The 17,716-nt window shown below is 64.4% G+C and carries 17 protein-coding genes; 10 read left to right on the top strand and 7 right to left on the bottom strand.

What is annotated here, in order from left to right; translation table 11 throughout:
• Window positions 1-48: 48 nt before the first annotated feature.
• On the bottom strand, window positions 49-774 hold the full coding sequence (locus BRA471DRAFT_RS17430) for a pyridoxamine 5'-phosphate oxidase family protein (RefSeq protein ID WP_007609451.1): 726 nt from the start codon (window positions 772-774) through the stop codon (window positions 49-51).
• A 73-nt stretch (window positions 775-847) separates the two neighbouring features.
• Between BRA471DRAFT_RS17430 and BRA471DRAFT_RS17425 the strand changes: the two genes are divergently transcribed.
• Both BRA471DRAFT_RS17425 and BRA471DRAFT_RS17420 read left to right on the top strand, forming a co-directional pair.
• Window positions 848-2,335: a PLP-dependent aminotransferase family protein gene (locus BRA471DRAFT_RS17425; protein ID WP_007609448.1), complete on the top strand. Its 1,488-nt coding sequence runs from the start codon at window positions 848-850 to the stop codon at window positions 2,333-2,335.
• 51 nt (window positions 2,336-2,386) lie between these two features.
• Window positions 2,387-2,635, top strand: a complete 249-nt coding sequence (locus BRA471DRAFT_RS17420) for a DUF6719 family protein (RefSeq protein ID WP_007609447.1) — start codon at window positions 2,387-2,389, stop codon at window positions 2,633-2,635.
• Window positions 2,636-2,638: 3 nt separating this feature from the next.
• On the opposite strand, the gene BRA471DRAFT_RS17415 is transcribed toward BRA471DRAFT_RS17420, so the two are convergent.
• Complete coding sequence (locus tag BRA471DRAFT_RS17415; protein WP_007609442.1) at window positions 2,639-3,001, bottom strand: hypothetical protein; 363 nt, start codon at window positions 2,999-3,001, stop codon at window positions 2,639-2,641.
• A 35-nt stretch (window positions 3,002-3,036) separates the two neighbouring features.
• The gene (locus BRA471DRAFT_RS38905) at window positions 3,037-3,201 is read right to left on the bottom strand and encodes a hypothetical protein (protein ID WP_007609440.1); all 165 of its coding nucleotides are present in this window, start codon (window positions 3,199-3,201) and stop codon (window positions 3,037-3,039) included.
• 418 nt (window positions 3,202-3,619) lie between these two features.
• Here BRA471DRAFT_RS38905 and BRA471DRAFT_RS17410 point away from each other — a divergent pair, with 418 nt between their 5' ends.
• Window positions 3,620-3,829: a hypothetical protein gene (locus tag BRA471DRAFT_RS17410; protein WP_007609438.1), complete on the top strand. Its 210-nt coding sequence runs from the start codon at window positions 3,620-3,622 to the stop codon at window positions 3,827-3,829.
• Between the two features lie 33 nt (window positions 3,830-3,862).
• Here BRA471DRAFT_RS17410 and BRA471DRAFT_RS17405 read toward each other — a convergent pair whose 3' ends face one another.
• A complete protein-coding gene (locus BRA471DRAFT_RS17405; protein WP_007609437.1) occupies window positions 3,863-4,411 on the bottom strand; it encodes a CreA family protein in 549 nt (182 codons plus the stop codon).
• A gap of 208 nt (window positions 4,412-4,619) precedes the next feature.
• On the opposite strand from BRA471DRAFT_RS17405, the gene BRA471DRAFT_RS17400 reads away from it, so the two are divergent.
• The 4 genes from BRA471DRAFT_RS17400 (at window position 4,620) to BRA471DRAFT_RS17385 (ending at window position 8,685) form a co-directional block, all read left to right on the top strand.
• The gene (locus BRA471DRAFT_RS17400; RefSeq protein WP_007609435.1) at window positions 4,620-6,263 is read left to right on the top strand and encodes a L,D-transpeptidase family protein; all 1,644 of its coding nucleotides are present in this window, start codon (window positions 4,620-4,622) and stop codon (window positions 6,261-6,263) included.
• A gap of 92 nt (window positions 6,264-6,355) precedes the next feature.
• Window positions 6,356-6,925: a glutathione peroxidase gene (locus BRA471DRAFT_RS17395; RefSeq protein WP_007609429.1), complete on the top strand. Its 570-nt coding sequence runs from the start codon at window positions 6,356-6,358 to the stop codon at window positions 6,923-6,925.
• Between the two features lie 165 nt (window positions 6,926-7,090).
• Window positions 7,091-8,116, top strand: coding sequence for a polysaccharide deacetylase family protein (locus BRA471DRAFT_RS17390; protein ID WP_007609428.1), 1,026 nt, complete (start codon window positions 7,091-7,093; stop codon window positions 8,114-8,116).
• 8 nt (window positions 8,117-8,124) lie between these two features.
• Window positions 8,125-8,685, top strand: coding sequence for a hypothetical protein (locus tag BRA471DRAFT_RS17385; RefSeq protein ID WP_007609427.1), 561 nt, complete (start codon window positions 8,125-8,127; stop codon window positions 8,683-8,685).
• Window positions 8,686-8,689: 4 nt separating this feature from the next.
• Here the strand turns inward: BRA471DRAFT_RS17385 and BRA471DRAFT_RS17380 are convergent, their stop codons facing one another.
• Together BRA471DRAFT_RS17380 and BRA471DRAFT_RS17375 are read right to left on the bottom strand one after the other, a co-directional pair.
• Entirely contained in the window at window positions 8,690-9,142 is a 453-nt protein-coding gene (locus tag BRA471DRAFT_RS17380; RefSeq protein ID WP_007609426.1) for a DoxX family protein, read from the bottom strand.
• 312 nt (window positions 9,143-9,454) lie between these two features.
• The gene (locus BRA471DRAFT_RS17375; protein WP_007609425.1) at window positions 9,455-11,764 is read right to left on the bottom strand and encodes an NADP-dependent malic enzyme; all 2,310 of its coding nucleotides are present in this window, start codon (window positions 11,762-11,764) and stop codon (window positions 9,455-9,457) included.
• Window positions 11,765-12,009: 245 nt separating this feature from the next.
• On the opposite strand from BRA471DRAFT_RS17375, the gene BRA471DRAFT_RS40365 reads away from it, so the two are divergent.
• On the top strand, window positions 12,010-12,366 hold the full coding sequence (locus tag BRA471DRAFT_RS40365) for a hypothetical protein (protein ID WP_007609423.1): 357 nt from the start codon (window positions 12,010-12,012) through the stop codon (window positions 12,364-12,366).
• A 29-nt stretch (window positions 12,367-12,395) separates the two neighbouring features.
• Window positions 12,396-13,973, top strand: a complete 1,578-nt coding sequence (locus tag BRA471DRAFT_RS17370) for a hypothetical protein (RefSeq protein ID WP_007609421.1) — start codon at window positions 12,396-12,398, stop codon at window positions 13,971-13,973.
• A gap of 139 nt (window positions 13,974-14,112) precedes the next feature.
• Here the strand turns inward: BRA471DRAFT_RS17370 and aspS are convergent, their stop codons facing one another.
• Complete coding sequence (aspS, locus tag BRA471DRAFT_RS17365) at window positions 14,113-15,885, bottom strand: aspartate--tRNA ligase (RefSeq protein ID WP_007609416.1); 1,773 nt, start codon at window positions 15,883-15,885, stop codon at window positions 14,113-14,115.
• A 195-nt stretch (window positions 15,886-16,080) separates the two neighbouring features.
• Between aspS and BRA471DRAFT_RS17360 the strand changes: the two genes are divergently transcribed.
• Window positions 16,081-17,556 (top strand): YdiU family protein, encoded by a 1,476-nt coding sequence (locus BRA471DRAFT_RS17360; protein WP_007609413.1) that lies wholly within the window; start codon window positions 16,081-16,083, stop codon window positions 17,554-17,556.
• Window positions 17,557-17,716 lie beyond the last annotated feature (160 nt).

Raw genomic sequence — 17,716 nt, 5'->3', positions numbered from 1 at the left:
ACTCCAATCGGGCATTGAGATCATCGATGGAGCGCAAGCTAACCGATTTCAGCCGTTCGGGTACTCTGCAAAATAAGCATCCCGCAATGCATCTTCGAGCAGCCGGCCTTCCGAATAGCCATTCAGTGTCGCCGGCCGGCGCACGCCGTCGAGCAGCCGCGGGCAAGGCTCCGGCGCGCCGAGCACGGTGCGTACCGGGATGCGCTCGGCATAGATCGGCAGCGCATAGTCCTCGTCGTCGTCGGCGACGCCCTTGGCGCGGATTTTCGCGGAGGCCTCCTCGATCTCCATCGCGATAAAGGAGGTGGCCTTGATCTCCTGCGTGTTGCTCGCCCGCAGGCTTGCGGTGCGATCGGGGAAGAAGCGGTCGACCATCGCGATGACCGCGCGCTCTTTCTCCTCGGGATCGGTGACGAGATAGGCGGTGCCGAATGCCATCACGGCGCGGTAGTCGGCCGAGTGATTGAATCCACAGCGCGCCAGCACCAGACTGTCGAGATGGGCGACTGTCAGGCACACACGCTCGCCCCGGGTCTGGTTGCGCAGCATGCGGCTGGCGCTCGAGCCGTGCCAATACAGCTTGGTCCCTTCGCGCCAGAAAAAGGTCGGCGTGCAATAGGGCTGGCCGTCGATCGCGTAGGAGACGTGGCAGAGCATCGAGGAATCCAGGATGCGATGAACGGTGTCGTGATCGTAGAAGCCGCGGTCGTGACGGCGCTTCACCTGGTTGCGCGCGGATGTCGGATAGGAATTTGGGTTCTCGGTCTGGCTCACGGCCGCTCCTGTCGGATTGCAACAATCCAGAGCAGTTGTAGCCGCGGATTTGGTCTGCGATAGTGCCAATTCCATGCGAAAAATTCCGACCAATTCCACCCCCTCGCCCGCCAAGGCCGAGCTGCCGCTCGATCTCGCAGGCCCGCACATCACGGCTGGCGCCTCGTCGGCGCATCGGCTGTATCAGGCACTATGCGAGATGATCGTCGGCGGTCTGGTGAAACCCGGCGAGCCGCTGCCGCCGTCGCGCACGCTGGCCAAACAAACCGGCTTTCGGCGCAATGCCGTCGTCACCGCCTATGAGCGGCTGATCGCCGACGGCTTTGCCGACGCCACCGTCGGCTCCGGCACGTTTGTCGCCGCGCGCATTCCCGCACGCGCGGCCGAGCTGAAGCGGCCGAAGATCAGCGTCGAAACGCCGGGGCAAGGCGCGTTTTCGCTCGGCTGCACCCATATCGACGCGCGCGCCGTGCAGCGTTTCCGGGCCTTTGTCGGCCGCCGCATGCGCGCCTTCGGCGCGGAGCATCTGCACTATGGCGACCCCCGCGGCAGCCGCGAGCTGCGCGCGGCGATCGCCGATCATCTGTTGTCGGCGCGGGGCCTGCGCTGCGATCCCGATCAGATCATGCTGACGTCGGGCACGCTGCACGCGCTGCGCATCGTGCTGAGCGCGATCCTGAAGCCCAACGACCAGGTCTGGTGCGAGGACCCAGGTTATCCCGCCGCGCGCAAGACTATCGCGCATTGCGGCTATCGTGCCGTGTCCGTGCCCGTCGACGCGTACGGCATGCGGATCGCCAGAGGCCGCGCGGCGGCGCCGTCCGCGCGCGCAGCCTATGTGACGCCATCGCACCAGTTTCCGCTGGGCGTGCAGATGTCGATGCCGCGGCGGCTCGAGCTGCTGGACTGGGCCAGGCAGGCCGGCGCCTTCGTGCTGGAAGACGATTACGACAGCGAATTCCGTTATGACGGCGCGCCGCTGATGTCGCTGGCCGGCATCGATCACCTCCAGCGCGTGATCTACATGGGCACGTTCGCCAAGACGTTGTTTCCGGGTCTGCGCATCGGCTATTGCGCCCTGCCCGAGCGCTTGATTGCGGATGTCACCGCGGCGCGGGCCGCGCTCGACCGCTTTCCCGGCACGCTGATGGAGGGCGCGGTGGCCGACATGCTCAATTCCGGCGCCTTCGCGGCGAACCTGAAGCGCGTGCGCAAGCTTTACCGCGAGGCGCGCGACGCGCTGGCCGGGACGCTCGAAGCCGCATCCGACGGCGTGCTGTCGGTGCCGGTCCCATCGCAGGGTCTGCATCTTGTCGCCCGGTTCGATCCCTCGGTCGATCCGCTCGTGGCGGCAGAAGCCAAGCAGGCCGCCCGCGCCGAAGGCTGGCTGTTGGCCGACACCTATTCACGCTCACGTCCACTGCCCGGCTTCGTGCTGGGATTTTCCGGCCACGCGGTTCCGAAGCTCGTGGCATCCGCCGAGCGGCTCGCGCGGGAATCGCGAGCGGCCTTGCGAGCGAGGCGCAAGCGGCCCGGCGGGCATGACGAACGTTCACTATGAGAATCGGCTACCGCTCCCTACATTGCGGCATCGATGCCGGGAGCTCACACCATGCTGCTACGCCGCGCGACTTGCCTCTCGCTCCTGATCTTCATCGCACTCGCCGCGACGGCGCGCGCAGGCACGGTTGGGCGCGAGCAGGATATCGTCGATCTCAAGCTCGGCCAGCGCGTGCAAGTGGACGACGGAACCTGTCCCGCCGGACAGGTCAAGGAAGTGCGCGGCGCCAAGATGACCGACAAGGGCATCGCACGGACCAGCACCTGCGTTTCGCGGTTTGGTCCGAAATCAAAGCGATGAGCGCTACTTCGCCGGATCGAACATGCATTGCAGGGTCGGCTTGGCGATCTTGGTGAAGGTGGGGCCGATTTCGGTCTGCTTTGCGGCCGGCACCCAGTCAGTCTCGATCGTCGGCACCCCGGTCTCGCTGATGCCGCGCAGCAGGGCCTCGCGGAGATCGCGATCCTCGACGACGGCGGCGGCATGATCGTGCAGGCAGCCGCAGACCTCTTCCGGATGCTCCCACCGTCCGAGCATGCGCGGCGCGCATTGCCTCACGAACTCGGTACGGGGATCGGGTAATCTGGAGGGAGAGCGCACCTGCGCCTGAACGGCACTGATCGTCAGAAGGGATATGAACGCCGCAGCAAAAGTACGAACAATCATGATGGCCTTTATGGGCTGATTTTTCTTGTTGGCGATCAGAAGCGCGCGGCAACCACGATCGGCTGCTGCGCCGGGGCCATGATCGGCGAGCCGCTATACTGGAAAGTGCCGATGCCCGGGACATTGCCGTCTGGCGAGCCTCCGAACGAGGAGCCGGCAAGCACGAAACCGAAAGCAAGGATGAGGCTGAGCGTGCGCATGGACTTCTCTCCGAATTCGGTGGCCGGCGTGCGCCGTCGTCGTTGTGATGTTGATAACCATGGGCGGTTTCGCGCGTGATGCGCCAAAGCCGGAAAATGGTTTCATCTCCGTGAGAATTGTTTCGTCCCGCTCGCGGCGACGACACATTCGACGGAAAATCTCAATCTTTTCAGATGGGTCGTGCGGCAGCCCAATGTGGCCTGACAGGCTCCGGACGAGCTCGGATGCGCGCCGGAACGCTGGCGTCGCCATGATCCCGCCTCACACCCTTCACATGCGTTTTACGTTTTTCTGCTGAAGAGAAGCCGAACGAAGGCTGGGTCCTGTCGAACCGGGGGCGCTTCGACTGCGACCCAAGCTATCGAGACCGAGGACGCCCGGGGATCGCCGAGCGCGTTCATGTGAGGAACGGCCACCATGACGGCGCAAGTTCGCGCAACGACGCGCGATGCGGACCGACGAACGGACCGCCGGGAGCAACAGCCTGTTCGCAGCAGCGCCAATTCGCCTGGCGAAATGGCGCTGCAATCGAGCCGTGGGTTTGAGGCCACGCCGCAGTCATTCGTGCGGCTGACCGGCTCGCATCTTGCAAAACCGCGCGCCAACCGCGCTGACATCACCGAGTGAACGCAAGCGCGTCACTGAGTGAACGCAAGAGCGTCACTGGGTGAAGAACTCTCCGCACTTCTGGACGTTCGCGTCCGCCGGTCCCCACGGCATGACCGGCACGGTCGAGGTCGAGTTCTTCGGCGAACCCTCGATCAGCCTGTCCGAATAGACCATGTAAACCAGCACGTTGCGCTTGGCGTCACAGCCGCGCACGATCTGCATCTTCTTGAAGAACAGCGAGCGGCGCTGGCGGAACATGTCGTCGCCCTGCTCCATCTTGTTCTTGAATTTGATCGGGCCGACCTGACGGCAGGCGAGCGAAATGTCCGAGACCTCCTCGGCAAGGCCCAGCCAGCCCTTGAAGCCGCCCTTCTCCGGCACCGTGAAATGACAGGCCACGCCCTCGACTTCAGGATCGTCGAGGCCGTAGGTCGCAAGCTTGTCGTTTGGGCTCATCCATTTGAACACGGTCGAGCGGCGGAAGATCAGATCCGGCTCGTCCGCGGCGAAGGCGGACGCTGCCGGCACGGTCAGCGCCAGGAGGAATAAAGCGAGGCCTTTCAAGCGGATGCTGGAAAGACTGGGGAAACGAGATGACATGAAGTTCTCCGGTAACAAGTCCAGGCAATGTAGGCATCGGGTGACCGATCAGGAAGACGACCGGCGAGCCGACACGGCCGCCGTTTACCGCTCCGTGAGGCTTTTTTGCTACGGTTTGGACAAAAGTAGCTGATCGCAGAACCGCCGTGCTGGTGAACGCGTATCCCCTCTGAGAGACTAACATTTGATTTGGATTATGGATTCGATGATGAACAGCGTGAACGGGTCTGGTTTTTCTGCCAAGCCGGCGCGATTTTGGCAGGTCGCCATTTTGACGGCGGCGGGTGCGATCGGCACGGCTAGCCAGGCGGACGCAGCATTTTATTACTGGACGGATTATTCGGACGGGTCCTACGGGCGCCAGGAGCGCCACCCCGACGTCCCGCGCCAGAAGCCGCAGAAGCGCGCCACGGCCGGTAAGAAAGACCTTGTCGCCGAAAAAGAAGCCGGCACGAAACCGCAAGGTCCTCTCGTCATCGTCGTCTCGATCGACCGGCAGAAGGTCACGGTCTACGACACCAACGGCGTGTTCGCGGAATCCCCGGTGTCGACGGGCATGAAGGGCCATTCGACGCCGATGGGTGTGTTCAGCGTCATCCAGAAGCACAAATTCCACCACTCCAACATCTATAGCGGCGCGCCGATGCCGTACATGCAGCGGATCACGTGGTCGGGCGTCGCCATGCATGCGGGCGTGCTGCCGGGCTATCCGGCCTCGCACGGCTGCATCCGCATGCCGATGGCGTTCGCGGTGAAGATGTGGAACTGGACCAGGATGGGCGCGCGCGTGATCGTTTCGCCCGGTCAGATGTCGCCGCAGAACTTCTCACATCCGCTGCTTGCCTCGGTGCGCGTTCCGCCGCAACCCGCGGCCAGCCTCGAGCCGCAGACCAATGCCGGCGACAAGGCTGACAAGGGCACGGCCAATACCGCGGCCACCGAAGCAAAGCCGGTTGAAACGAAAACCGCCAGCGCCGACGGCGTGTTCGAGCTGCGCTCGTCGGTCGGCCACACCGTGATGTCGGACGTGACCACCGGATACGCTCCGGCCCGCGAGGACGCCGCAGCATCGGCCGACCAGACCGAGACAACGGCAAAGCCGGAGACCAAGACCGCCGAGGCGACGGACGCGGCCAAGCCCCAGGCCGGAGACGCCGTCCAGCCCGCGGACACTGAAGCGAAGCCTGTCGAGGCCGCGGAGACGCCGAAGTCGGAAACTGCCAAGCCTGAAACGGCCAAGTCTGAAACGGCCAAGTCCGAAACCGCGAAGTCCGAACCCGCGAAGACGTCCGATGCGCCGGTCATGGCACCAGCGCAGGCGGCCACGCCCGACGTGAAGAAGGACGAGACCCGCGTTGCCGATCCGGCACCCGTGGCAAAACCTGAAGCGCCCAAGCGGGCGGGCCAGATCGCGGTCTTCATCAGCCGCAAGGATTCCAAGCTCTACGTGCGGCAGAACTTTGCGCCGCTGTTCGAGGTGCCTGTCACGATCGCCGCGAGCGATCGGCCGCTCGGTACGCATGTCTTCACCGCCGAGATCGACAAGGCCGATTCCAATGCGCTGCATTGGTCTGTTGTGTCCTTGCCAGTATCCGTCCGCTCTGCCGCGCGCGAAGATAACGGCCGCATGACAAGCCGCCGGCGTGGCGCGGCCGTGATTCCCGTCGCTGCCAAGCCTGTGGTCACGCCGGACAGCCCGGCCGAGGCCCTCGACCGCGTCTCGATCGCGGCCGACACGATCGCGAAGATCAACGAAATGCTGACATCAGGCGGCTCGATCATCGTCTCTGACCAGGGCATCAACCAGGGCGAGACTGGCGAAGGCACCGATTTCATCGTCCGCCTGTACTAACGCGCTTCATCGCGGCAGATAACGCGGTGTTGACGAGGCCGCTCGCACCGGCGGAGTAAGATGCCTCCCAGATCATTTCGGGGGACGCCGTCATGATGAACCGCAGAACCATGCTCATCGCCGCCTTTGCAGGCACGCTGGCGCCGGCGACGCGTGCACGGGCGGATGGCGGCATCAGCCGAATCTCTGCCTTTGCCTTCTCTTTCCCGGCCTTGTCAGGCGACGACATCCGCCTTGCGGCCTTCACCGGCAAACCGCTGCTGGTGGTCAACACCGCTTCGCTGTGCGGTTACACGCCGCAATATGCCGGCCTGCAAGACATCTGGAGCGAGTTTCGCGAACGCGGCCTCACTGTCATTGGCGTGCCCTCCAACGACTTCGGCGGACAGGAGCCCGGCGGCACCAGCGAGATCTCGGAAACCGCCCACCACCAATACGGCGTTACCTTCCCGATGGCGGCCAAGGCCGTCGTGGTCGGTGCGAAGGCGCATCCGTTCTACAAATGGGCGGCAGAGGCGCGTCCGCGAGAAGTTCCGCGCTGGAACTTCCACAAATATCTGATCGGCCGAGACGGCTATATCGCCGATGTCTTTGCCTCCACGGTCGAGCCTGCCGATACGCGGATCAAGACGGCGATCGCCAAGGCGCTGGCCGACACTTGACGCCACGCGTTCCCAACCCGGTTGGGCACAATTGGGCTGGGGCGCCAAACAGCCGTTGCAATGGCGAGGGCCCACCATCTAGGCTAGGATCGTTAGGGGCAGGATGGTTTTGCCGGAGGCGAAAAGCCGCGGCGGAACAACGGGATCAATCTCGAGGACAACACCATGCGTGTGGCGGCAGGACTGATTTTAGCAAGCGCGATGTCTCTGGCGATGACGGGCGCGGCATGGTCGCAGACCCCGGCTGCAAAGCCCGCTGTTGCGACGCAGGCCGCACCGACGGCAACACCGGCTGCGGCTGCGCCCGCTGCGGCTCCGGCACCCGCTCCTGCAGCAGCCGCCGCGCCGGCGGGCTTCGTCAATCCTCCCCCGCCTAAACAGGCGCCGCAGCCCGCCCGCGCGGCCTGCAATACCCCCGGCGCACTCGGCGTCGCCCGCACGGTCGAGATCGACACCACGGGTGGTCCCGGCTTCGGCTTCGAGCATTTCAAGGAGCTCGACTTCCTGCGCGACAAGGAGGTGGTGCTGACTTTCGACGACGGCCCCTGGCCCAAGAACACGCCCGCGGTGCTGAAGGCGCTCGCCGACGAGTGCACCACCGGCATCTTCTTCTCCATCGGCAAGCACGCGACCTACGAGCCGGAGATCCTCAAGCAGGTCTACGCGGCCGGCCATACCGTGGGCACCCACACCTGGTCGCACGCCAACCTCAACAACAAGAAGCTCACGGAAGCGCAGCGCAAGGAGGAGATCGAGAAGGGCCTCTCCGCGGTGAAATGGGCGCTCGGCGGCATTTCGCCCTCGCCTTTCTTCCGCTTCCCGGCGCTCCAGCATCCGCCGGAGATGGTCACCTATCTCGGCAACCGCAACACGGCGATCTTCTCCTGCGACATCGACTCCTTCGACTTCAAGGCTTCGAAGCCCGAGAAGGTGATCGAGACCGTCATGAAGAAGCTCGAGAGCAAGGGCAAGGGCATCATCCTGATGCACGACTTCCAGAAGCACACTGCGGAAGCCCTGCCCGAATTGCTCAAGCGCCTGAAGGCCGGCGGTTACAAGGTGGTGGCGATGCGCGCCAAGTTCCCGGCCTCGACGCTGCCGGAATACGACCAGGAGCTGCTCAAGGACGTCAAGCTGCCGACGGTGAGCAACCGGCCGGTCAACAGCGTCGTGACGACGGTTTCCGAATAGCCGCGCCATTGTCCTTTCGGATCGAAGGCTACGTCATCGTTTCTGCCGACGGCATGCTCGCCGACGCCGATCATGTCATGCCTGACAGCCTAAAGTTCGAAGGCGACAAGCTGTTTTTCGAGCAGGCGCTCGATCGCGCCGCGCTGATCGTGCACGGCCGTCACTCGCACGAGCAGCAGCCGAATTCACCCAAGCGCAAGCGCCTGGTCCTGACCCGCAAGATCAAGGCTCTGACCGTCGATCCCGAAATGCCGAACGCGACCTTGTGGAATCCGGCTCACGCCAGCTTCGAGGACGCCTGCGCGTTCGCCGATGTCGCCTCCGGCACCGTCGCAATCATCGGCGGGCCCGTCGTGTTCGACATGTTCATGCACCGCTACGACACGTTCTGGCTGTCGGAAGCCCCGCACCTGCGGCTGCCCGGCGGCGAAGGCTGTTTTGTCGAAGTACCGGAGCGCACGCCTCAGGAGGTGCTGGCCTCACACGGAATGAAGCCCGGCGCGCCGTATCTGCTCGACGCCGCGCATGACGTGACGGTGACGCCGTGGCGCAGGACGCAGGTGGTTTAAACCCTTACACGTCCCCGTAGGCCGCCTCGGCCGGACGCGTGGCGCGGCCATAGCCCATGATCATGAACAGCGCGCCGATGATCGACAGGTTCTTGAGCGCGTCGACCAGCATCTTGCCGTTGTCGGGCGGCACCTGATTCCAGAAGTCGTAGAACAGGAAGGTCGCGACCGCGAGATAGATGATCATCAGCATCGCGAAGAAGCGCGCGCCGAAATTTAGAGCGATCATCACCCCCGCGATGATCTCGAGCCCGCCGACCGCGATCGCCAGCAGTTGCGGCGTGGTCATGGCCGTCGCCGTCTCGATCTGCTTGGCGTAAGGCGCGATCATGTCGGGCACCACGACCTTGGCGGCGATGAAATCAACGGTCGCCTGCATGGCAAACAGTCTTGCCGCACCCGTGTAGATGAACAGCACGGCGAACAGGATCCGCCCGAAAGTCACGAACGCTGGCATGATCGGCCTCTTTGCTCAGGCTTTTTGAAACCGGATTTTGCGAAAGCACTCAGGGATTATGGAGAGTCGTTCGCCGATTTACAAACGGGGAAATCGCGAAGTGAAAGTAATTCAAAACTAGCACCAGGAGCCTCTTCCCCTCTCCCCTTGCGGGAGAGGGTGGCTCGCCGCGAAGCGGCGAGACGGGTGAGGGGTTTCTATCGGCAGGGACAACTCTCGAGATTCGTCGCGCGGAGAGAACCCCTCATCCGGCGCTTCGCGCCACCTTCTCCCGCAAGGGGAGAAGGGATTGCACCTCTCGCGCGGCCGCCCCTACGTAAACAGCGTCGGCTGCTGCCGCGACGCGCGCTCCTGCGCTTCCACCACAGCGACCGCGGTCATGTTGAGGATGCCTCGCGCCGTCACCGACGGGGTGAGGATGTGGGCCGGGCGCGCCGGGCCGATCAGGATCGGACCGACGGGCAGCGCGTCCGCCAGCGACTTGATCATCTGGTAGGCGACGTTGGCGGTGTCGAGGCTTGGCATGATCATGATGTTGGCCTCGCCCTCGAGGTTGGAGTGCGGCAGCACCATTTTGCGCGCAGCGGCCGAGAGCGCGGTGTCGCCCTGCATCTCGCCGTCGGCCTCGAGCTCCGGATGCTTCTCCTTCAGGAGCTGGGTCGCCCGGCGCATCTTGCGCGAGGATTCCGTGTCGTAGCTGCCGAAATCCGAATGCGAGACGAAGGCGATCTTCGGCTTGATGTTGAAGCGTTGGACGTGGACCGCCGCGAGCGAGGCGATCTCGGCGAGCTCTTCGGCGCTCGGATTGGGCCGCACCTGGGTGTCGGCGATGAAGAAGGCGCCCTTGCTCGTGATCAGCAGCGCCAGCGCCGCATAGTCGCTGATCCCCGGCGTGAAGCCGACGATCTCGCGGACATGGCGCAGATGGCTCATGTAGCGGCCCTCGACGCCGCAGAGCATGGCGTCCGCCTCGCCGCGCACCACCGCGAGCGCCGCGATGACGGTGTTGTTGGTGCGCACCACCGTGCGCGCCGCGTCCGGCGTGACGCCGCGGCGGCCGGCGACCTCGACATAGGATTGCACGTAGGAGCGGTAGCGCGGATCGTCCTCGGGATTGACGAGGTCGAAGTCCTTGCCGGCCTTGATCGACAGGCCGAAGCGCTTGATGCGCGCCTCGACCACCGACGGACGTCCGACCAGGATCGGCGTCGCCAGCTTTTCTTCCAGCACCACCTGGGTCGCGCGCAGCACGCGCTCGTCCTCGCCTTCGGCGTAAATCACCCGCACCGGCTGGGTCTTGGCCTTCGCGAACATCGGCTTCATGACGAGGCCGGAGCGGAACGCGAAGCGCTCGAGCAGCGCGGTGTACTCGTCGAAATTGGTGATGGGCCGGGTCGCAACGCCCGATTCCATCGCGGCCTTCGCCACCGCCGGCGCGATGCGCAGGATCAACCTCGGATCAAAAGGACTCGGGATCAGCGAGCCCGGGCCAAACCCTTGCGTCTCGCCGGTATCGAAGCCTTGCGCGACCGCATCGGACGGCGCCTCGCGCGCGAGCTGCGCGATGGCCTCGACGGCGGCGTGCTTCATCTCCTCGTTGATGGCGCTGGCGCCGACATCGAGCGCGCCGCGGAAGATGAAGGGAAAGCACAGGACGTTGTTGACCTGGTTCGGAAAATCGGAGCGGCCGGTGCAGATCATGGCGTCGGGACGCACCTTGCGCGCCTCCTCCGGCATGATCTCCGGCGTCGGATTCGCGAGCGCCATGATGAGCGGCTTGTCGCCCATCGCCTTGGCCATCTCGGGCTTGAGCACGCCCGGTGCGGAGAGGCCGATGAAGATGTCGGCGCCGCCGATGACGTCGGCGAGGGTGCGCTTGTCGGTCTTCTGCGCATAGACCGCCTTCCAACGGTCCATCGTGGTGTTGCGACCTTCGTGAACGAGGCCGTCGATGTCGCAGACCCAGATGTTCTTGCGCTGCGCGCCCATCGACACCAGCAGGTTCAGTGTCGCGAGCGCTGCGGCCCCTGCTCCCGATGCCACGATCTTGACGTCCGACAGGTTCTTGCCGTTCAGGCGCAGGCCATTGGTGATCGCGGCGGCGACGATGATCGCGGTGCCATGCTGGTCGTCATGGAAGACCGGGATCTTCATGCGCTCCTTGAGCTGCGCCTCGATCTCAAAGCATTCCGGTCCGCGGATGTCCTCGAGATTGATGCCGCCGAAGGTCGGCTCGAGCGCGGCCACCGTCTCGACCACGCGCTCGATGGTATCGGCCGCGATCTCGATGTCGAACACGTCGATACCGGCAAATTTCTTGAACAGGACCGCCTTGCCCTCCATCACCGGCTTCGAGGCCAGCGGACCGATATTGCCGAGGCCGAGCACGGCGGTGCCGTTCGAAACCACGGCGACCAGATTGGAGCGGATCGTCAGCGTCGCCGCTTCCGCCGGATTCTTGGCGATCTCCATGCAGGCGGCGGCGACGCCGGGAGAATAGGCCAGCGCGAGGTCACGCTGGTTGGCGAGCGGCTTGCTCGCCTGAATCTCGAGCTTTCCGGGGCGCGGCAGACGGTGATAGGCGAGCGCCGCCTGGTGGAGATCATCGGAATAAGACGACATGCGGTGTCTCGCCTCGCGTTACCGGCCTCAAACTACGTTGTCCTGACCGGCCCGCCTTCCGGTGGTATTTCCGGGTCATGGAAACGGGATGAAGCACGCCGGGCGCCCCGGTGGCAACATCCGATTGCGGCCCCATCAACAGGGCGCGCCGTCAAATATCTGATAGCGTTCACTTTCCCTGGACCGCGCATTGCTTTGCGAATATGGCAGGTTGCGTGCTGCAACGCGAGCAACTGGAGCCGGGAATGAAGAGAATCCTGATCGGCCTGATCGTGGTGGCCGCGGTGGCCGCCGGCGGATGGTTCGGCTTCAATCTCTACGTCCAGCATCGCACCACCTCCGAGGTGGAGGCCGCGTTCGAGCAAATCCGCAAGCAAGGCGGCAAGGCTAGTTACGGCAAGATCGCCTTCGATCTGCCCACGCGCACCCTCACGATCGAGGACATCGCGGTTACGCCCGGCAAGGAGCCGCAGGCGCAGATCAGGATCGCCGCGATCAAGGGCACGGGCGTTCGCCGGATCGACGAGACGAGGTTTTCGGCCGACGAATCGATATCACCGGGCTCGAGGTTGCGCTGGACCAGATCGGCGCTGCCAAGCTGAAGGTCGCGTACAAGATCCCGCAACTGGTCATGCGCGACTATGCCGGTCCTGTTCACGCGGGTCAGGTGCCGGCGGACGGCTCGCTGGTCGACGTGTACCGCTACGTGCTCGGCCAATATGCGAGTGTCGCTGCATCGTCGCTCACGGCCCCGACCCTCACGATCAGCTTCGATTCCGGCACCGCCGGCAGCGGCGAGGTCACCTATTCCGGACTGGCGATCCAGAACCTGAAGCACGGCAAGATCGACGCGATGAAGTCGGACCGCGCCGTGATCTCGGTCGACGTGAAGCAGCCCGGCAAACCGGACAAGCTGACTGGCGAATTGTCGAACATCATCGTCAACGATTTCGACGCGAGCGCGATCCTCGCCGCGCTCGATCCGCAGACGGCCAACGACGACAGCTACCGCCGGGTCTACCGGCAGGTCTCGACAGGCCCCTATGCGCTCAAATCGGCACAGGGACTGCGAGTGGATATCGACGGCTTCACCATGGAAGACATCGCCGTCCAGCCCTCGAAATTCCGGCTGGCCGAGATATTTGCTGCGCTGCCACGGGATCAATCGGCCCCGCCGACGCCGGCAGAGGCACGCGAGCTGCTGGAGAAGCTCGCCGGAGTCTATGAGGGTCTTCGCATCGGTAAGGCCGAAATCGGCAAGATGTCGGTCGGCACGCCGCAAGGAACGGCCACGGTTAATGCCATCCGATATCGCGACGGCGAGTTCGCGGTCGAAGGTGTCGACACGCCGTCTCCGCAGGGACAGTTCAAGATGGAGCGCTTCGCGCTGAAATCCTTCAGCACGGCGAATTTGATGCGCTGGGCAGCAAGCCTCACCACTCCCGGGCGGGCGCCCTCGCCGGATCAGATGCTCGGGCTGTTCGGCGTGCTCGCAGGCGCGGAGATCAAGGGCGTGACGGCGCCGTTCAAGACCACCAAGAAGCTGGTCATGATCCACACACTGAGCCTGGACTGGGGACAGATGGTCGGCTCGATCCCGAGCAAGGCGCATGTGGTTGCCAAATTTGTGACGCCGGTCGATCCATCCGACCCAAAACAGATTCCATTGATTGCCAGCGGGATCGACAAGCTCGCGATCGACCTCGATCTCGGCGCTGCCTGGACCGAACAGTCCAACAGCTTCGCTCTGACGCCTGCGACCCTCGACATCGGAGGGATCGCAAGAGCGCAACTGCGTATCGCGCTCGGCAACGTATCACGCGAGGTGTTTTCGGCCGATCCAGCCCAGCTCATTGGCCAAGCGGCCCGGATCGAGGCGGGCACGCTCGAATTCTCATTGCGCGATAGCGGCGTCGTCGATCTCGTCGCGGCGCAGTTCGCGCGCATGCAGAATGTCAGCCGCGATACCGCACGCCAGGCGATCGTCGAGAGCATCAAGGCTAAACGGGAGCAAGTTGCTTCCGTCAATCCGGATGCGAACGCGGCCGTGGACGCGATCGCCCGCTTCGTCGAGACGCCGGGCCAGACGCTTTCCATTAAGCTGTCCCCACGCGCCAAGGCACCACTGATGCAATTGATGCAGCTCTTGCAAACCGACCCACAGAGCGCGCTTGCGCAGTTCAGGATCGAGGCGTCGACGGGGCTGTAGTTTGATCTCGTGTCCCGGACGCGTCGCGGCATGCAATGACGCGACGCAGAGCCGGGATCCAGAAGCTTGCTGATCGCTGAGACTGGGCCCCGGCTCAGCAGCGCATCACTACGTGCTGCGCTGCGTCCGGGGCACCCGCTCACTTCTGCGGCAAATTCACCTTCACATGCAGCTCGCGGAGCTGCTTGGGGGTGGCGTCCGACGGCGCGCCCATCAGGAGGTCCATGGCCTGCTGGTTCATCGGGAACAGCGAGATCTCGCGCAGATTGTTGGTGCCGCACAACAGCATGACGATGCGGTCAACGCCGGCGGCCATGCCGCCATGCGGCGGCGCGCCGTACTGGAAGGCGCGGTACATGCCGCCGAAGCGATCGACGACTTCCTGCTCGCCATAGCCGGCGATCTCGAACGCCTTCACCATCGCTTCCGGCACGTGGTTGCGGATGCCGCCCGAGGCGATCTCGTAGCCGTTGCAGGTGATGTCGTACTGGAACGCCTTGATGGTCAGCGGGTCCTGGCCCTTCAAGGCATCGAGGCCACCCTGCGGCATCGAGAACGGGTTGTGCGAGAAGTCGACCTTCTTGTCCTCTTCGTTGTACTCGTACATCGGGAAGTCGACGATCCAGGCCAGCTCAAACCGCTCCTTGTCGGTGAGGTTCAACTCCTCGCCGACCTTGTTGCGGGCCAAGCCTGAGAACTTCCAGAACTTGTCGGGATCGCCGGCGACGAAGAAGGCGGCATCGCCTTCCTTCACGCCGATCTGCGCGCGGATCGCGGCGGTGCGCTCAGCACCGATGTTGTTGGCGAGCGGACCGGCACCTTCGCCGCCCTCGCGCCACATGATGTAGCCAAGGCCCGGCTGTCCCTCGCCCTGCGCCCAGGAATTCATGCGGTCGCAGAAGGCGCGAGAACCGCCGCCCGGCGCCGGGATCGCCCACACCTGGTTCTTGGGGTCCTCCAACATGCGCGCGAACACCTTGAAGCCGGAGCCGCGGAAGTGTTCGGAGACGTCCTGCATCTCGATCGGATTGCGCAGGTCCGGCTTGTCGGAGCCGTACTTGCGCAAGGCTTCCGCGAACGGAATCCGGCGCCAGCCCTTGGTCACCGGCTTGCCCTTGGCGAACTCCTCGAACACGCCGGTGATGACAGGCTCCATAGCCGAGAAGACGTCCTCTTGAGTCACAAAACTCATTTCGACGTCGAGCTGGTAGAATTCGCCCGGCAGACGATCCGCGCGCGGGTCCTCGTCGCGGAAGCAGGGCGCGATCTGGAAGTAGCGATCGAAGCCCGACATCATCAAGAGCTGCTTGTACTGCTGCGGCGCCTGCGGCAGCGCGTAGAACTTGCCGGGATGGATGCGCGACGGCACCAGGAAGTCGCGCGCGCCCTCCGGCGAGGACGCGGTCAGGATCGGCGTGTTGAACTCGAAGAAGCCCTGCCCCTCCATGCGCCGGCGCATCGACTTGATGATTTCGACGCGCGTCATGATGTTCTGGTGCAGCTTCTCGCGGCGCAGGTCGAGGAAGCGGTACTTCAGGCGGATGTCCTCGGGATATTCCTGGTCGCCGAACACCGGCAGTGGCAAATCACCGGCCGGGCCCAGCACTTCGATGTCGCTGACATAGATCTCGATCTTGCCGGTCGGCAAATCGTCATTGTCGGTGCCTTCGGGGCGGCGGCGGACCTTGCCGTCCATCTTGACCACGAATTCCGAACGCAGCTTCTCGGCCTGCGAGAACGCCGGCGAGTCCGGATCGACCACGCACTGGGTCAGGCCGTAATGGTCGCGCAGGTCGATGAACAGCACGCCGCCATGGTCGCGAACGCGATGGACCCAGCCTGAAAGGCGGACCGTCTCGCCGATGTTGCTCTCGCGGAGCGCGCCGCATGTATGTGACCGGTAGCGATGCATGGTCGTCCCAAATTCAATGTCGGAGGATCGAATCGATAGGGCGAATGGCCCTATGCGAAAGTTGCGGCAGGGTTTACCCGACGAGGCGGAGGGCGGCAACCAAGGGAACGGCCCGTTTTCGGCTGGAAGTGCCCATTTTTGCCCAATCCGGGCTCAAGCCTTTGCCATCAGGCGTTCCACGCCTATCTTGAGGCCATGACAGTCCATTTCCCGTTCCAGAACTCCTATTCGGCGCTGCCGGACAGCTTTTTCGCCCGGGTCGCACCGACGCCGGTGGCGGCGCCCCGGCTGATCAAGCTGAACCGGCCGCTGGCGGTCCAGCTCGGGCTCGATCCTGACGTGCTGGAGACCCCTGAGGGGGCCGAAATTCTGGCCGGCAAAACGGTTCCCGCCGGCGCCGATCCCATCGCCATGGCCTACGCCGGCCATCAGTTCGGACAGTTCGTGCCCCAGCTGGGCGACGGACGGGCGGTGCTACTCGGCGAAGTCATCGACAAGGACGGCATCCGCCGCGACATTCAGCTCAAGGGCTCGGGACCCACGCCGTTCTCCCGCCGCGGCGACGGCCGTGCCGCGCTCGGGCCGGTGCTGCGTGAATATATCGTGAGCGAGGCGATGTTCGCGCTGGGCATCCCGACGACGCGCTCACTCGCTGCCGTCGTCACCGGCGAGCACGTCATCCGCGAAACCGCGCTGCCCGGCGCGGTGCTGACCCGCGTCGCCTCGAGCCACATCCGCGTCGGCACCTTCCAGTTCTTCGCGGTCCGCCGCGACACCGATGCGATCCGGAGGCTCGCCGACCATGTGATCGCCCGCCACTATCCGGAGCTGCTCGGCGCCGAGCGGCCCTATCACGCGCTGCTGTCCGGCGTCGTCGCGCGCCAGGCCGATCTCGTCGCACGCTGGCTGCTGGTCGGCTTCATCCACGGCGTGATGAACACAGACAACTCATCGATATCAGGCGAGACCATCGATTACGGTCCGTGCGCGTTCATGGATTCCTATAATCCGGCGCAGGTGTTTTCCTCGATCGACGAGATGGGCCGCTACGCCTATGCCAACCAGCCGCGCATCGCGCTGTGGAATCTGACGCGGCTGGCCGAATGCCTGCTGCCGCTGTTCTCCGACGATCAGGAAAAGGCGGTCGCGGAAGCCCAGGACATTCTCGGCGCCTTCTCCGAGACGTTCAGCGACGCCTATCAGGCGGGCCTGCGCAAGAAGGTCGGCCTGTTCACGGAACGCGATGGCGACGATGCGCTGATCCAGGACCTGCTCGACGCCATGGCCAAGAACCAGGCCGACTTCACCCTCACCTTCCGCAAGCTTGGTGACGCCGCTGGTGATCCGGCTGCCGACGATGCACGCTCCCAGTTCATGGACCCCGGGGGGATCGATGAATGGGCCAGGCGCTGGCGCGAGCGCACGGCGCTTGAGCCGCAAACCGCAGCCGAACGGCAAGCCACCATGCACGCCGTCAACCCGATGTTCATCCCGCGCAACCACCGCGTCGAGGCCGTGATCCAGGCGGCGGTCAACGATGACGACTACGCGCCGTTCGAGGAGCTGGTGAAGGTGCTGGCAAAGCCGTTCGAGAACCAGCCGGATTACGCCGCCTACGCCGATCCCCCGCTGCCAGAGCAGCGAGTGCTGCAGACGTTCTGCGGGACGTAGCTACGAACTTGGTGCGTAGGGTGGATTAGCCGAAGGCGTAATCCACCCCCTCTCTCTCAACAAGCGGAAAGTGAAGAGGTGGATTACGCTTCGCTAATCCACCCTACGACTGACGCGGCCGCGATCATCAAGCCCGCTCACCGAACTCGCCTGTCATGTT

Origin of the sequence: Bradyrhizobium sp. WSM471, from assembly GCF_000244915.1 — a bacterium.
Lineage (GTDB): Bacteria > Pseudomonadota > Alphaproteobacteria > Rhizobiales > Xanthobacteraceae > Bradyrhizobium.
The sequence above is the reverse complement of the archived record's forward strand: the minus strand, read 5'-3'. Positions and strand labels throughout refer to the sequence as shown.

What these genes read in the sequence shown, in the direction of transcription:
- BRA471DRAFT_RS17405 (WP_007609437.1), bottom strand. Translation starts at nt 4,411, where the DNA reads ATGTCATCTCGTTTCCCCAGTCTTTCCAGCATCCGCTTGAAAGGCCTC.
- BRA471DRAFT_RS38905 (WP_007609440.1), bottom strand. Translation starts at nt 3,201, where the DNA reads ATGCGCACGCTCAGCCTCATCCTTGCTTTCGGTTTCGTGCTTGCCGGC.
- BRA471DRAFT_RS17370 (WP_007609421.1), top strand. Translation starts at nt 12,396, where the DNA reads ATGCGCGACTATGCCGGTCCTGTTCACGCGGGTCAGGTGCCGGCGGAC.
- BRA471DRAFT_RS17400 (WP_007609435.1), top strand. Translation starts at nt 4,620, where the DNA reads ATGAACAGCGTGAACGGGTCTGGTTTTTCTGCCAAGCCGGCGCGATTT.
- BRA471DRAFT_RS17380 (WP_007609426.1), bottom strand. Translation starts at nt 9,142, where the DNA reads ATGCCAGCGTTCGTGACTTTCGGGCGGATCCTGTTCGCCGTGCTGTTC.
- BRA471DRAFT_RS17360 (WP_007609413.1), top strand. Translation starts at nt 16,081, where the DNA reads ATGACAGTCCATTTCCCGTTCCAGAACTCCTATTCGGCGCTGCCGGAC.
- BRA471DRAFT_RS17415 (WP_007609442.1), bottom strand. Translation starts at nt 3,001, where the DNA reads ATGATTGTTCGTACTTTTGCTGCGGCGTTCATATCCCTTCTGACGATC.
- BRA471DRAFT_RS17375 (WP_007609425.1), bottom strand. Translation starts at nt 11,764, where the DNA reads ATGTCGTCTTATTCCGATGATCTCCACCAGGCGGCGCTCGCCTATCAC.
- BRA471DRAFT_RS17425 (WP_007609448.1), top strand. Translation starts at nt 848, where the DNA reads ATGCGAAAAATTCCGACCAATTCCACCCCCTCGCCCGCCAAGGCCGAG.
- aspS (WP_007609416.1), bottom strand. Translation starts at nt 15,885, where the DNA reads ATGCATCGCTACCGGTCACATACATGCGGCGCGCTCCGCGAGAGCAAC.
- BRA471DRAFT_RS17390 (WP_007609428.1), top strand. Translation starts at nt 7,091, where the DNA reads ATGCGTGTGGCGGCAGGACTGATTTTAGCAAGCGCGATGTCTCTGGCG.
- BRA471DRAFT_RS17410 (WP_007609438.1), top strand. Translation starts at nt 3,620, where the DNA reads ATGACGGCGCAAGTTCGCGCAACGACGCGCGATGCGGACCGACGAACG.
- BRA471DRAFT_RS40365 (WP_007609423.1), top strand. Translation starts at nt 12,010, where the DNA reads ATGAAGAGAATCCTGATCGGCCTGATCGTGGTGGCCGCGGTGGCCGCC.
- BRA471DRAFT_RS17395 (WP_007609429.1), top strand. Translation starts at nt 6,356, where the DNA reads ATGATGAACCGCAGAACCATGCTCATCGCCGCCTTTGCAGGCACGCTG.
- BRA471DRAFT_RS17420 (WP_007609447.1), top strand. Translation starts at nt 2,387, where the DNA reads ATGCTGCTACGCCGCGCGACTTGCCTCTCGCTCCTGATCTTCATCGCA.